This is a genomic window from Stenotrophomonas sp. 1L-E-5-B-C3 (assembly GCF_057292075.1).
On sequence record NZ_JBXAWS010000007.1, the window covers coordinates 229,898 to 244,877 of the forward strand.

General features: G+C 66.5%; 11 protein-coding genes. 4 read left to right on the forward strand and 7 right to left on the reverse strand.

Features of this window, described 5'->3' with window-relative positions:
* Positions 1–135: 135 nt before the first annotated feature.
* Together AC0Z6F_RS11705 and AC0Z6F_RS11710 are read left to right on the forward strand one after the other, a co-directional pair.
* Complete coding sequence (locus tag AC0Z6F_RS11705) at positions 136–1,068, forward strand: MBL fold metallo-hydrolase (RefSeq protein WP_004137180.1); 933 nt, start codon at positions 136–138, stop codon at positions 1,066–1,068.
* A 105-nt stretch (positions 1,069–1,173) separates the two neighbouring features.
* Positions 1,174–2,826 carry a M28 family metallopeptidase gene (locus AC0Z6F_RS11710; protein ID WP_485617247.1) on the forward strand — a complete coding sequence of 551 codons (1,653 nt, stop codon included), beginning with the start codon at positions 1,174–1,176 and terminating at the stop codon, positions 2,824–2,826.
* A gap of 164 nt (positions 2,827–2,990) precedes the next feature.
* Here the strand turns inward: AC0Z6F_RS11710 and AC0Z6F_RS11715 are convergent, their stop codons facing one another.
* A complete protein-coding gene (locus AC0Z6F_RS11715) occupies positions 2,991–3,344 on the reverse strand; it encodes a hypothetical protein (protein ID WP_012509784.1) in 354 nt (117 codons plus the stop codon).
* 10 nt (positions 3,345–3,354) lie between these two features.
* Positions 3,355–4,689: an MFS transporter gene (locus AC0Z6F_RS11720; protein ID WP_004137399.1), complete on the reverse strand. Its 1,335-nt coding sequence runs from the start codon at positions 4,687–4,689 to the stop codon at positions 3,355–3,357.
* Between the two features lie 312 nt (positions 4,690–5,001).
* Here AC0Z6F_RS11720 and yedA point away from each other — a divergent pair, with 312 nt between their 5' ends.
* Entirely contained in the window at positions 5,002–5,907 is a 906-nt protein-coding gene (yedA, locus tag AC0Z6F_RS11725; RefSeq protein WP_012509785.1) for a drug/metabolite exporter YedA, read from the forward strand.
* Complete coding sequence (gene rarD, locus AC0Z6F_RS11730; RefSeq protein ID WP_012509786.1) at positions 5,904–6,800, forward strand: EamA family transporter RarD; 897 nt, start codon at positions 5,904–5,906, stop codon at positions 6,798–6,800. Before yedA ends, rarD begins: the two co-directional genes overlap by 4 nt.
* Before the next feature lie 231 nt (positions 6,801–7,031).
* Here rarD and AC0Z6F_RS11735 read toward each other — a convergent pair whose 3' ends face one another.
* The 5 genes from AC0Z6F_RS11735 to AC0Z6F_RS11755 form a co-directional block, all read right to left on the reverse strand.
* Positions 7,032–9,890 carry a TonB-dependent receptor plug domain-containing protein gene (locus AC0Z6F_RS11735; RefSeq protein WP_012509787.1) on the reverse strand — a complete coding sequence of 953 codons (2,859 nt, stop codon included), beginning with the start codon at positions 9,888–9,890 and terminating at the stop codon, positions 7,032–7,034.
* A gap of 370 nt (positions 9,891–10,260) precedes the next feature.
* Positions 10,261–11,583, reverse strand: a complete 1,323-nt coding sequence (locus AC0Z6F_RS11740) for an ABC transporter permease (RefSeq protein WP_004137563.1) — start codon at positions 11,581–11,583, stop codon at positions 10,261–10,263.
* Between the two features lie 13 nt (positions 11,584–11,596).
* A complete protein-coding gene (locus tag AC0Z6F_RS11745) occupies positions 11,597–12,754 on the reverse strand; it encodes an ABC transporter permease (RefSeq protein ID WP_004137566.1) in 1,158 nt (385 codons plus the stop codon).
* 14 nt (positions 12,755–12,768) lie between these two features.
* Positions 12,769–13,458, reverse strand: a complete 690-nt coding sequence (locus AC0Z6F_RS11750; protein ID WP_004137569.1) for an ABC transporter ATP-binding protein — start codon at positions 13,456–13,458, stop codon at positions 12,769–12,771.
* A 102-nt stretch (positions 13,459–13,560) separates the two neighbouring features.
* Positions 13,561–14,814, reverse strand: coding sequence for an efflux RND transporter periplasmic adaptor subunit (locus AC0Z6F_RS11755; RefSeq protein WP_485617238.1), 1,254 nt, complete (start codon positions 14,812–14,814; stop codon positions 13,561–13,563).
* Between the last annotated feature and the right edge of the window lie 166 nt (positions 14,815–14,980).

The following is a 14,980-nucleotide window of genomic DNA, read 5'->3' on the forward strand; positions in this document are numbered from 1 at the left end:
CCGGCAACTGTATTCACCTGGCTGCCCCGAGGTTGCCGGCCAGCGGCCGGCACTACCGACCAAAGCCGCATCGAACCTGGGCTGCCTGCGCGCCTACCATGGGTGTCTGTTCCCGATCCTGCCAGGTGCGTGCCAATGACCGCCGACCCCAGCATCCACACCATCGATACCGGTTTCCAGCGCCCGGATTTCGACGCGGCGTATCTGATCGTTGAAAACGGCCGCGCCGCGTTCGTCGACTGCGGCACCGGCCTGTCGGTACCGGCGATGTTGCAGGCGCTGGCGGACGCCGGTCTGGGTGTGGAAGCGGTGGACTGGCTGCTGCTCACCCACGTGCATCTGGATCATGCAGGCGGTGCAGGCCTGCTGATGCAGCAGCTGCCGAACGCGAAGGCGGTGCTGCATCCGCGCGGCGCGCCGCACATGATCGATCCGACCCGGCTGATTGCCGGCGCCACCGCGGTGTACGGCGCCGAAGAGATCGCGCGCAGCTATGGTCGCATCGAGGCGATTCCGGAGCACCGTGTGGTGGTGGCCGAAGACGGCCGCCGCATCGATCTGGCCGGCCGCGAGCTGGTGCTGCTGCATACGCCGGGCCATGCACTGCACCACTACTGCGTGTGGGATGCGCGCAGCCGCAGCTGGTTCACCGGCGATACGTTCGGTATCTCCTACCGCGAGCTGGATAGTGCGCAGGGTGCTTTCATCTTCCCCACCTCATCGCCGGTGCAGTTCGATCCGGAGGCGATGAAGGCCTCGATCCGGCGCATGCTGGGCTACGGCCCGCAAGCGATGTACCTGACCCACTACGGTCGTGTGGAACCGGTGGAGAAACTGGCCGACGACCTGTTCGAGCAGATCGATGCGATGGCCGCCATCGGCCGCCAGTGCGATGGCCGACCGGATCGCCACCGCTGCCTGCTGGCCGCACTGCAGGCGCTGTACCTGGAACGTGCACAGCTGCATGGCTGCGCGCTGGACGATGCCGCGGTGACCGCTGTTCTGGCGATGGACATCGAACTCAACGCCCAAGGCCTGGCCTGCTGGCTGGATCGCATCAGCAGGTAGATCCACGCCATGCGTGGATGACGTTGGCCCAGGCTGCGCCGCGATGTCACGACCACGTTACACTCTGGTGACTTCCAAGCTAGCCGTGGTACTGCCGTGAATCCGATGCGCGTGTTGCTGCTGTCGTCCTGCCTGTTCGTGGGTGGCCTGGCCCATGCGGCCAACGACCTGCCGGGCGGCGGCATCGATCCGCAGGCACTGTCGCGCCATGTGCGCGTGCTGGCGTCGGATGAGTTCGAGGGCCGCGCGCCGGCCACCGAGGGTGAAGAGCGCACGGTGCAGTACCTGATCGAGCAGTTCCGCAGCTATGGCCTGCAGCCGGGCGGCGTGGACGGCAGCTGGGTACAGCCGGTGCCGCTGGTGCGCGCACAGCTGGATGGCGCGGCCAAGGCCAGCCTGTCGCTGAAGCAGGGCAAGCGCGCGCTGGCCAACGGCGTGGACGTGACCCTGCAGAGCCTGCAGCCGCGCAAGCGCGTGCAGATCAAGGACGCCCCGCTGGTGTTCGTCGGCTACGGCATCGACGCGCCGGAACGCCAGTGGAACGACTACAAGGATGTGGACCTGCACGGCAAGATCGCCGTGGTGCTGATCAACGATGCCGATTTCGAAGCCGACGCGCCGGGTGCATTTGATGGCAAGGCGGTGACCTACTACGGCCGCTGGACCTACAAGTTCGAGGAAGCCGCGCGCCGCGGTGCCGAAGGCGTGCTGATCGTGCACGAGACCGTACCGGCTGCGTATGGCTGGGCCACGGTGAAGAGCTCGGGCACCTCGCCGCTGTTCGACATCGAACGCGGCCAGGCGGAAGCGATGGCCCAGCACACGCCGCTGCGCGGCTGGATGCAGCGTGAGCTGGCCGAGGCGATCTTCGCCGACGCCGGCCTCGACTTCGATGCCGAGAAGCGCAAGGCGATGCGTGCCGACTTCCGTCCGGTGGCGCTGGACAACGCGAAGCTGAGCGTTGATTTCGCGCTCAAGCGCGAGCAGGTGGTGACCCGCAACGTGGTGGCCAAGCTGCCCGGTGGTGAGCATGCCGACGAGGCTGTGATCTTCTCGGCGCACTGGGATGCCTTTGGTATCGGCCAGGCCGACGCCAAGGGCGACCGCATCCGCCGCGGCGCGATCGACAACGCCACCGGCGTGGCCACGGTGCTGGAACTGGGTCGCGTGTTCGCCGCCGGCCCGCAGCCGCAGCGCACGTTGTACTTCGTGGCACTGACCGCTGAAGAAAAGGGCCTGCTGGGCGCCAGCTACTACGCCGCACACCCGCTGGCGCCGCTGGACAAGACCGCCGCAGTGCTGAACATCGAGATGTTCAGCCCGGATGGTGCGACCCGTGACATCGCTTCGTGGGGCAAGGGCCGGGTCTCGCTGGAAGGTGACCTGGAACGCGTGGCCAAGGCCCGCGGCCGCAGCTACAGCCCGGACCCGAATCTGGAAGCCGGCTTCTTCTACCGTGCCGACCATTTCGCCTTCGCCCGCCTGGGCGTGCCGGCGATCACCATCGGCCCGGGCCTGGACAAGCTGGACGGTGGCGTTGAAGCCGGTCGCGCGCTGCGCGAGAAGTACTTCGCCGACTGCTACCACCAGGCCTGCGATGCGTGGACGCCGAGCTGGGACCCGGCCGGCCATGCCGCCGACACCTTGCTGGTCTACGACCTGGGCGCCGAGCTGGCCAACAGTCGCCGTTGGCCGACGTGGGAAAAGGAATCGGAATTCCGCGGCGCGCGCGACAAGAGCGAAGCGGCCCGCCGTTGAGGTAGTGCCGGCCGCTGGCCGGCAACCTCATGAACCTTCGGAAAGAATGTGGAGTTGCCGGCCAGCGGCCGGCACTACCGAAAGAGGTGGCGTTGCCGGCCAGCGGCCGGCACTACCGAAAGAGGTGGCGTTGCCGGCCAGCGGCCGGCACGCCCGGGTATTCGTCAGCGCCGGCGCAGCAGCTTCCACGCACCCCAGCCACTGGCGACGAGTGCTGCCAGATAGCACGCCACCATCGTGCGCAGTCCAACCGGCGACCCTGGAGAGATGCCGCGATGCAGGCGCATCTGCAGCGAGCTGTGGCCGCTGCCCAGGTCCACCGCCAGCTGCAGCGCCAGCGCGGCGCAGAACACCAGCAGGGCGATCCCGAAACCGATGCGCGGCCACGCGGCCTGCGCGTTGGGGCGGCGCAGCAGCCAGGCCAGTGCCGTGGCTGCGGCCAGCGTCGCCGCGATCCACATCAATGGCGTGGCGGGAGACGCAGCGGCCACCGGCATTGCACCGGTGGCCGCGATCATGACGACGCGCTTACTTGCGGGTGCCGTCGAGCCAGTTCGGGCCCTTGTTGGTGAGGAAGAACACATAGACCACCAACGATACCGCGATCGTCGCGGTGACGTAGATGGCGAACCAGTCCACGTGGCCGGTCTTCAGCGCGCCCTGGTACAGCAGCGGGGCGGTGCCGCCGAACAGCGAGTTGGCCAGTGCATAGCCCAGGCCCACGCCCAGTGCACGCACGTGGGTGGGGAACAGTTCGGCCTTCACCACCGCGTTGATCGAGGTGTAGCCGGTGAGGATGACGAAGCCCAGCGCGAGGGTCAGGAATGCCAGGGTGGCGTCATGCTGGTGCGGCAGCTGGGTGATCAGGTACCAGCTGTACAGCACGCCGCCGACGCCGAAGAACACCAGCAGGGTCTTGCGGCCGATGATGTCCGACAGCCAGCCACCGACCGGCTGCAGCACCATCAGGAAGGCCAGCACGCCCAGGTTGATCAGGGTGCCGGTCATCGGATCATTGGCGGCGAAGGCACTCTGGATCATCTTCGGGCCGTTCACCGAGTAGGTGTAGAAGGCCACGGTGCCACCGGCGGTGATCAGGAAGCACAGCAGCAGCGGCCGCCACTGGTGCACGAACAGCTCGTACATCGAGCCGGACTTCTGTGCCTTGCCCTCGCGTGCGGCCTCGATGGACGACTCCGACAGCGACTCGTCCATGCCACGACGCAGCCAGAACACCACCACTGCCGCGATGCCACCGATGCCGAAGGCGATGCGCCAGCCCCACTCGGAGATTTCCGGCTTGCCCCAGAAGGTCAGCATCAGTAGTAGCGTCAGCTGGGCCAGCACATGGCCACCGACCAGGGTGACGTAGTGGAAGGACGACAGGAAGCCGCGACGGCCGGGGATGGCGGCCTCGGACATGTAGGTGGCACTGGCACCGTACTCGCCGCCGGTGGCGAAGCCCTGCAGCAGCCGTGCGAACAGCAGGATCACCGCTGCCCAGATACCGATGCTGGCGGCGGTGGGGGTGATGGCGATGAGGAACGAGCAGGCCGCCATCAGCGTGACCGACACGGTCAGGGCCTGGCGACGGCCATGGCGGTCGGCGAAGCGGCCGAAGAACCAGGCGCCGATCGGGCGCATCAGGAAGGTTGCCGCGAAGATCGCCCACACGTACATCGTGGAGTTCTTGTCATCCGGCGAGAAGAACTGCGATTCGAAGTACACGGCGAATACCGAGTACACGTAGACGTCGTACCACTCCACCAGGTTGCCGGCGGAGCCTTTGAGGGTATTGGAGATGGAACGCCGCAGCGCGGCGCCGTCGGTGCTGGGGACAGCGGAATGGGACGTGGTGCTCATCCGGGTGGGAATCCTCGATGCGGCGCTTCCGTGCGGGAAAGATCGGTGCCAGCCGCGCGCGGGGCGCTTGCGGCCAGCCTCCTAGGTAATGCATCCCACGTCAACGCCGGGTGCCGAACGAGCGGGCGGGGAATGGGACCGGACAGGGTGACAGCGGGCGCCAGACGGGCCTATAGCTAAATCGTCGTACGCCGTTTCGCGTCCGGCACCGGGGAAGATCGCCCATCCGAGTTGCAGTGTGTTGAAAACCGGGGTTATTTCAGCCGGCCGAACGTCCTAGAATCCGCGTTCCCCCGGCCCCTCTGGTGCGTCATGTCGGCTCCCCCTGTTCCGTCTGCGGCTGCCCCCCGGGGTGGCCTTGTCGCGTTGGCGCTGCTGCTGGTCTACGTGGTCTGGGGGTCGACCTACCTGGGCATCGCCAAGGCCCTGCACGGCGGCGCGCTGCCGCTGACGATGGTCTCCGGCAGCCGCTTCATCATTGCCGGTGGCCTGATGTTCCTGGCCCTGCGCCTGTTCTGGAAGATGCCGAACCCGACCCTGCGGCAGTGGCGCAACCTGGTCATCATGGGCGTGACCATGCTGGTGCTGGGCAACGGCATGGTGGTGCTGGCCGAGCGCGAGGTGTCCTCGGGCTTGGCGGCCACCGCGGTGGCTTCGGTGCCGCTGTGGATGGCACTGTTCTCGGCGCTGCGCGGCCAGCATGCCAGCAAGGGCGAATGGCTGGGTATCGCCGTCGGCTTCGTCGGCGTGGTCTGGCTCAATGCCGGCAGCAGCCTGACCGCCTCGCCGACCGGGCTGGTGCTGCTGCTGATCGCGCCGATCGGCTGGGCCTTCGGTTCGGTGTGGGCACGCGGGCTGGATCTGCCGGGCCCGTTCATGACCGCCGCCGGTCAGATGCTCTGCGGCGGCGTGCTGCTGGTGCTGATCGGCCTGGCCGTTGGCGAGCGGCCGACCACGCTGCCCGATACCGGCGGTCTGCTGGCGATGGCCTACCTGTGCGTGTTCGGGTCCATCGTGGCGTTCACCGCCTATGTGTGGCTGCTGCAGAACGTACGCCCGGCGCTGGCCGGCAGCTATGCATACGTCAATCCCGTGATCGCGGTGCTGCTGGGCGCCGCATTGAATGGTGAACGCTTTGGATGGCGGGACTTCCTCGCCATGGCGGTGATTCTTCTGGGTGTGGTGGTGTTGACGATGGCGAGGACGCGAAAGAAATGAGCATGGACGAGAAAGAACAACGCCGCGGCCTGCTGGTCACCGCCTCCACCTTCGTGATCTGGGGGCTGGTGCCGGTGTACTGGCACCTGCTCAACGAGGTGCCCTCGTTCCAGATCATCGCCCACCGCATCATCTGGAGCACGGTGATGGTGCTGGGCTGGCTGCTGCTCAGTTCGAAGCTGGGCTGGTGGCAGAAGATCGCCGCGCAGCCGCGCGCGCTGTCGATCCTGCTGGTTTCGAGCCTGACCATCGCCTTCAACTGGGGCCTTTACATCTGGGCCATCAACGCCGGCCACGTCATCGAGACCAGCCTGGGCTACTTCATCAATCCGCTGGTGAACGTGCTGCTGGGCGTGCTGGTGCTGAAGGAGCGCCTGCGCCGGCTGCAGTGGGTGGCGGTGGCGATGGCGGCCATCGGCGTGGCCTGGCTGACCATCGATGCCGGGACGCCGCCGTGGATCGCGCTGGGCCTGGCCTGCTCGTTCGGCCTGTATGGCCTGCTGCGCAAACTGGTCTCGGTCGATCCGGTGGCCGGCTTGGGCGTGGAAAGCCTGTACCTGTTCCTGCCGGCGCTGGCGTTTGCGATCTGGGCCGAGAACGGCCACGGCGGGGCGTTCTTCCATGGCTGGGGCTGGCGCAACGACCTGCTGCTGATCTTTGGTGGTGCGATCACCGCAGTACCGCTGATCGGCTTCGCCTACGGCGTCAAGCGCATTCCGCTGTCGCTGGTCGGCATCCTGCAGTACATCGCGCCGAGCCTGCAGCTGCTGCTGGGCGTGTTCTTCTTCCACGAAGCGTTCGACACCGCCAAGGCGATCGGCTTTGCCGCGATCTGGGCTGGCCTGATCCTGTTTGTCGGCGACAACATCCGCACGATGCGCGCCAAGCGGTAGCGCCGGGCCATGCCCGGCGAAGTTGCGGGGTCGGATCCCTCCGCAACGTGGAGGGCTCCGACCCGCAGGCTTCGGATGGAATGGGGTCAGAGCCCTTCGCGGGCGAAGGGATCCGACCCCCGCTTCTCCGACCCCGCTTCCCACAAAAAAGAACGGCGCCCCGAGGGGCGCCGTTCTGCTTCCATCCACGGCCAGGAGAGAGTTGGCCGTGGCGGGAACGCGGTTGCAGGCTTAGAAGCGCTGCTGGTACTTCATGTACATGAAACGACCGATATCGAAGCCACCGTAGTAGGTGAAGCTGCTGTTCGGCTGGCTGTACATGATCGGACCCTGGTGGTCGAAGACGTTGTTCACGCCCAGCGACACGGTGCCGTCCCACGGCAGGCTGTAACGCACCTGCAGGTCGTGGAAGGTGTTGGAGCCCACCTTGCGGCTCGGCTGCGCATCGGTGTACGGCGAGACGAAGCCGGCCATGTTGCAGTCCGGGCCACCGCCCAGGTCATACGAGCAGGCTTCCTTCATGCCCGAGTAGTAGCGGGCGGTCCAGCCAATGCCCAGGTCGCCGTACTGCCAATCCAGGTTGAAGGTCGAACGCACGCGGAAGTTGCCCTGCCAGCCGGTCTTCTGCTCCACCGGCGTGGTGGCGGCGCTGTCGTTGCGCTGCTCCAGGTAGTCGGTGTAGGTGGTGTTCCAGGTGGCGGCAAAGCGGCCGAACGAGGTTTCCGGCAGGCGGTAGCGCAGGCTGAAATCGTAGCCAGCGGTTTCGCGGTAGCCCGCATTGACCAGCGAGCGGTCCAGCGCCGTCACCTGGCCCAGCGTCTTGGCGCTGGTGGAACGGGTGAAGCGGCCGCAGGCCGAATCCACGCCCTGCACGTAGCACTGGTTGAGGATGTCGGTGGCCGACTCACCCACGATCGCGTTGTCGATGCGGATCTTCCACCAGTCCAGGCTGACGTCCAGGCCCGGCACGAACTCGGGGCTGTACACCAGGCCCACGGTCCAGGTCTTGGCGGTTTCCGGCTTCAGGTTCGCATTGGAACCGGAGTCGAAATCGGCGATGCCCTGCTGGCCCGGACGGTTGGCGACGTTGCCTTCCGACGCGGTCTGCTGGCGGAAGTTCGCCGGCACCTTCAGCGCCTGGCAGCGTGCGGCCACGGTCGCGCTGCTGGCAGCGATGCCGAACGAGGTATCGCACGGATCGGTGAACGAATCACGGCTCTTCGCGCCACCGCTGTACAGGTCGTCCACGGTCGGCGCACGGAAGCCGGTGCCATAGGTAGCGCGCACCAGCAGGCTGTCGATCGGCTTCCACTTCAGGCCGAACTTGCTGTTGGTGGTCGAACCGAAGGTGTTGTAGTCGGTGTAGCGGCCGGCCAGGTCCAGCGACAGCTCACGCGCGAACGGCATGTCGGCCAGCAGCGGTACCTGCAGTTCCAGGTAGACCTCGTTGAGCGAGTAGTCGCCACGGGTCGGCTGGCCGGTGGTGCCGGCGATCTGGCCCTTCTGCACCATCAGGTCCGGGGTGTAGCTGGCTTCTTCGCTGCGGTGCTCGAAGCCCATCGCGGCCATCACGTCGCCGGCCGGCAGGGAGAACACCGAACCGGAGATGTTGGCGCTGGCCACCTTGGTGGTGCTCTTCATCTTGTCGACGAAGCGGGTGAACAGGTAGTCCTGCACGTCCTGGTTGCTCAGCGAGCCCGGGCCCGCATAGCCCATCGGCGCGGCCGGGTTCCACGGCACGCAGCCGGCGATCACTGCACCCGGGCTGCCGCAGCGTGCCACGGTGCCATCCATGAAGGACGGGCCCACCGCCAGGTCGACATGCGGCTGGTACATGCTGCCGGTACCGATGCGCTCGCCTTCATTGCGGTTGTACATGTAGCTGACGTTCCAGTCCCAGTACCGCGAACCGGTTTCGAAGCTGCCTTCCAGGCCGATGCTGGCGCGCTTGGTGTCCAGGTTGTTCTCGGTCGCACGCGGCATTTCTTCGGTGCGGTGCGAGAACAGCACGTCCTGGCCCCAGTGGTTGAACGCGCTGTCCTTGGACAGGGCAGCACGGGAACCGTTGCGGGCCTGTGCGGTGGATACCGAGTAGGGGTAGCCGGCCAGGTGCTTGGTCGACTCGCGCTTGCTGTACAGCGCGTCGGCCACGATGCGCAGGTCATCGGTGATCGAGAAGCCACCGTTGGCGAACACCGAAGTGCGCTCCATGCCGCTCAGCAGGCTCATGTTGGTCTTGGTGTTGGCACCATCGGCCGGATCGGGCGTGTGGAAATTGCCCTTCTGGCTCGGGTCGCCGCCCGGGCCCACGGTCAGCGACTTGCCGTCGACGGTGACGCTGCCCCACTGCGTGGTCTGGTTCAGTGCCTTGACGTCGTCGGGATGGCGCGGGCCCCCCGGGTAACGGCTGAACTCACGCTCGCTGCCGAGAATCTCGTCTTCCTTGGTGCGCTCGGCGCCGACGCTGAACCAGCCGCGGTCGAAGGTCTTGCCGAAGGTGGCGCTGTAGGAGCGCTTCTGGCCGTCGCCTTCACCGTACTGGCCGACGTAGACGCTGGCTTCGCCACCGTCGAAGTTCTTGCGGGTGATGATGTTGACCACACCGGCGATGGCGTCCGAGCCATACAGCGCGGATGCGCCGTCGGTCAGCACTTCCACGCGCTCGACAATCGCCGAGGGAATCGAAGCCAGGTCGGAGTAGCCACCGGCGCTGACGCCCATGCGGCGGCCGTCGATCAGCACCAGGCTGCGTTCAGGCCCGAGGTTGCGCAGGCTGACGTACGTGCCGCCGAAGTCGCGCGAAGAACTCAGCGACGACGAGCGGCTCAGGCTCGGTGCGCCGGCGGCGGTGACGTCCTGCAGGATGTCGGCGACGTTGATGTAACCCTTCTTCTCGATCTCGGCGCGGCTGAGCGCGACGACCGGCTGTGCGGTCTCGACACTGGCCTGGCGGATGCGCGAGCCGGTGATTTCGATGCGGTCGAGGTTGGTCGGGGTGTCGCCGGCGCTCTGTGCGAAGGCGGGGGTGGTGCAGCTGGCGGCCAGCGCGATGACGATCGCGTTGCGCAGCGGATTGGTTTTCAGGGACATCCGTGAAATCTCGTGTTTCAGAAAAAACATGCGCCCGTTCTGTGGGCGCGTGGGGTGCTGCAAACCAACGTGGGGCCGCGATTCTAGAATGTTTCCATTCGTAACTGTTTGTCCCTGCGCGCTGGGAAGTGCGCGAAAATGAATCGCAACCAACAATCCACAGATGCACTGTGCGCAGCGTCACGTGCGTTGCGTTTGCGACGGGCAGAGGCATCGGTAGCGGCGGTATCTACGCAATCTGTAGCGACGACCACCCAGATCGGGGTCAGATCCCTTCGCGTAGCGAAGGGATCTGACCCCACCAAAGAAAAAGGGACGGAGCCTTCGCTCCGTCCCCCTGCGTGATGCGCAGTCTGTCGCTGCGTGATGCTCAGGTTTCGCGCAACGCCGTGGTGATGGGCAACCGTGCCGCGCGCAGCGCCGGGAACAGGCCGCCGACGAGGCCGATGCCCAGTGCCCATTTCAGGCCGGTCCACAGCAGTTCCGGCGACACATGGAACTTGAACACCACCGCGCTGAAGTTGCTGCCGATGGTGGACACGCTGTAACCATTGAACAGCAGCCACGCCACCGCACACCCCAGCAGGCCACCCAGCAGGGCCAGCAGCATTGTTTCCAGCATCACTGCAGTCACCACCGGCAGGCCGCGGAAGCCGATCGCCCGCATCGTGGCGATCTCGCGCGCACGCGTGGCCACCGCTGCGTACATGGTGTTGAGCGCACCGAACACCGCACCCACCGCCATGATGGTGCCGATCACCTTGCCGAGGATGTCGATCAGCTTGGTCAGGCCACCGCCCTGCTTGCTGTAGTAGACGCGGGTGGTTTCCACGTCCAGTTTCAGGCGCGGGTCGGCAGCGACGGCGGCCTTGAACTGCTCGAAGCCGGGCTTGCCATCGGTGCGCACGCTGATCGACTGCCACGCACTGCGCTGGTAGGTGGTGGCCAGCGTATCGGCGTCGGTCCACAGTTCCGAGTCATGCGCATCGCCGGTGGCGAACACACCGACCACGGTCCAGGTCTGGTTGCCCAGCGTCAGCGTCTTGCCCACATCCAGATCGCGGAACTGGCCCTTGGCGCCCTGGCCGACCACGATCTCGCGCAGGCCGGTGGCGAACGTGCGGCCTTCGACAATCTTGACCTTGTCATGCACCGCCCACGCCTGCGGGCCGACGCCGCGGAACTGCGCGTTGACGTCGGTGCCATCGGACTTCGACACCAGGTTGACCACCTGCGACAACTCCGGTGACAGCAGCGGCCGGCCTTCGGCATCGCGGCTGATGCCGGGCAGGGTGGACAGCGTCGGCACCTGTTCGCGGGTGATCACCGAGTTGGTCTCGGCCTGCGAGCCGCCGCGCAGCACGATGGCGGTGGTGTCGTCGCCGGTGTTGTTGAGCGTAGCCTGGAAGCCTTCGCCCATCGCCAGCATCGCCACCAGCACGCCGACCACGCCGGCGATGCCGACCACGATCACCGAGGACGCGCCCCAACGCTGCGGCAGACTGGCCACGCCGATGCGGGTAGCCGCCAATGCCAGTCGCCCACCGCGGGTCAGCAGCAGCCACAATGCCACCAGCACGGCGACCGCCAACACGCCGATCCACGGCAGGCCGATCCACAGCACCAGGCCGATCACCAGCAACAGCGCGGTCAGCGCATTGCCCAGCCACTTCTTGAGTTTGCTCTTGAACATGTCGGTGTCCTCCTCAGCGGCCGGCCAGTGCGTCGACGATCTTCAGGCGCTTGGCACGCAGCGCCGGCAGCAGGCCGACGATGATGCCGATCACCACGATCAGGCCCAGCCCCATCAGCCAGGTCGGGGTCGGCACGTGCGGCGGCAGCATGCCCATGCTCTTTGGCCCGATCGCCGGCAGGATCAGTGCAGCCAGGCCCATGCCGATCAGGCCACCGAGGCCGATCAGCAGCACCGACTCCACCATTACCAGCATCAGCACGGTGCTGTCCTTGAAGCCCAGCGTCTTCAGCGTGGCCAGTTCGGGCACGCGCTCGCGCACCGCCTGCGCCATGGTGTTGCCGGTCAACAGCAGCAGGGTGAAGAACACCGCACCCATGATCGAGGTGACGATCATGCCGATGTCGGCGAACTGCTTGACGAAGGCCTGCTGGAACGCCGATTCGGTCTGGGTCTTGGTTTCGTGGTCGGAGTTGGCCGAGATCGCGTCGATCGCCTGCGCCACCCGCGAAGAGTGGTCCGGGTTGTCCAGCGTCACCGTGTACCAGCTCACCTGGTTCTTGATGTAGTCGTTGGATTCATCGAAGTACTTCCAGTTCATCATCAACTGGCGTTCTTCGTTGGATGCCTGCGCCGGATCCCTGGAACGGTAGATGCCCTTCAGCTCCAGCGGCCAGTCGTTGCTGCCACCGCGCGGGAAGATCGTCGCCTGCAGCGGAATGGTGTCGCCGATCTTCCAGCCGAACTGCTTGGCCAGCGTTTCGCCGACGATGGCGCCGGTGCGGGTCTGCTTCCAGTCTTCCAGCTGCGCCGGATCGATCTGCAGCTCGCGGTAGACATCGAAGTAGTTGGGTGACACCGAGAAGTTGGGGAAGAAGTTCTTCGGATCCTGGTAGATGCCGCCGAACCACATGCCGTAGGCCACGTCGCGCACACCGGCCACCTGTCGGATCTGCGTTTCCAGGCGGATCGGCAGCGACTGGGTGATCGACAGCCGCGACGCCACCACCAGCCGGTTGGCGCCTTCCACGCTGCCGCCGGAGGTGAATGCCACGCGTACCGAATCGAGCATGCCGAACAGCAGGAACGCGGCCACCACCGACAGCAATGTCAGCAGGGTGCGGGTGCGGCTGCGGAACAGCTGCGCCCAGACCAACGAGAAGTATTTCATCGCTGTGGCCTCCGTCAGTGGGCCAGCGGCGCGTCGGCCAGCTCGCCCTTGTCCAGGTGCACCGTGTGCGTGGCGTACTCGGCGGCCTTCGGGTCATGGGTGACCATGATGATGGTCTTGCCGTGCTCGCGGTTGAGCTGCTGCAGCAGGCCGAGGATCTCCTCGGCAGACTGGCGGTCGAGGTCGCCGGTGGGTTCGTCGCAGATCAGGAAAGTCGGGTCGGAGACGATTGCCCGCGCGATCGCCACGCGCTGCTGCTGGCCGCCGGACAGTTCATTCGGGCGATGGCTGCGGCGGTCGGCCAGGCCGACCAGGGTCAGTGCGATCTCCGCATTGCGGCGGCGCTGCGCGGCATTGAGGTGGGTCAGCAACAGCGGCAGCTCCACATTCTTCTGCGCGGTCAGCATCGGCATCAGGTTGTAGAACTGGAACACGAAGCCGACATGGTGGCTGCGCCAGGTCGACAGCTGGCCGCCGCTCATCTGGTCGATACGCTCGCCTTCGATGCTGATCTCGCCGCCGCTGGGGTTGTCCAGGCCGCCGATCAGGTTGAGCAGGGTGGTCTTGCCCGAGCCGGACGGGCCCATCAGCGCGACGAAGTCGCCGCTGGCGATGTCCAGGTCGATGCCGTGCAGCACCTGCACCTTTTCGGGGCCACGCTGGTAGGTCTTGGTGATGTTGCGCAATGAAACCAGGGTCGACATGGGTGGTTCTCCACGGAAGGCGGGAAACGGGGAAGCGCACCTGCGGTGGCCGCAGGCGTGCGTCGAGCGGTGTTGCCGGCGGCGCCCGCAGGCGCCAGGCCGTTACTGCGCTTGTTTCTGTTGCACCTTGGCGCCGTCGTGCAGGGTGTCCGGCGGGTTGACCACCACCGATTCACCCGCGCTCACGCCCTTGAGGATCTGGCGATCCTTGCCCATCGCCTGGCCAGCCTCGACCGTGCGCTGCTGCACGCGGTTCTCGTCACCCAGCACGAAGGCCACCGATGCGCCCTCGCGCTGGACCACGGCGCCACCTGGCACGCGCACGCCTTGCGGCTTGGCGGCCGCCTGCGGCTGTGCCTGTTCCAGGAAGCTGACCCGCACGCCCATCTCCGGCACGATGCGCGGGTCCTTCACCTTCAGCGCCACGCGTACCTTCACCGTGGCCTTGCCGCGGTCGGCGGTGGGGATGATGGCGATCACCTCACCCGGAATCTTCCATTCCGGGTAGGCGTTGAGCGTGGCTTCCACCGGCATCTTCGGCTGCACGCGGCCGATGAAAGCTTCGCCGACCTCGACTTCGATCTCCAGCGATTCCATGTCGACGATGGTGCCGATGCCGGTACGGGTGAAGCCACCACCGGCCGACAGCGGCGAGACGATTTCGCCGGGCTGCGCAGCCTTGGCGGTGACCACGCCGGAGAACGGCGCGCGCACGATGTTGTTGTCCACGCCCAGGTCGGCGATGGCCAGCTGGTCGTTGGCCACCTTGACGTTGCGCTGTGCGGTGTCCAGCTGTGCACGCAGGCTGTCGCGCTGGGCCACCGCCTGGTCGTACTGCGAGCGCGACACCAGCTGCCGGCCGACCAGTGCCTGCAGGCGGCTGGCCTCGGCGGCGGCCTGCTTCTGCTGTGCTTCCAGCCCGGCCACCTGGCTGCGTGCGGCCTGTAGCTGCGAGGCATACAGGCTGCGCTGCGCGTCGGCATCGATCGGGTCCAGCGTGGCCATGATCTGGCCCTGCTCCACGCGCATGCCTTCCTCGATCATCACCTCGCGAACCTTGCCGGTGATCTTGGCCGAGACGGTGGCCATGCGCCGCGCAACGACATAGCCGCTGGCGTCGAGCACCGAACTGCTGGCGTTGCCCTGCTGGATGGCCACTGCCGGCGCGGTTTCCACGTCCACCGCCGGGGTACGCCCGAACAGGGCGAAGGCAGCAGCGGCCAGCAGCAACACGATCACGATGATCGCGATCCACAGCCAGCGGCGGCCACCACCACTGCCACTCCCTCCTGAGGCGGGCGGCGGGGACTTGCGGTCGATACGGAGTTCCTTCAACAGCTCGGCAGAAGCGTTCATTCGTTCCATCACAGGCGTTCGGGCGGGTGTGACCGGAAGGGCGGACGGCGGCGGTTCCGGCGGTGGAGCGTGCGGCACAGCATGAAGGCAGGCACAGCGATGACGGCAGTGACAGCTGTCACCCGATGACACTGACGGCGGCAACTGCGAAATGTGACCACGGCGG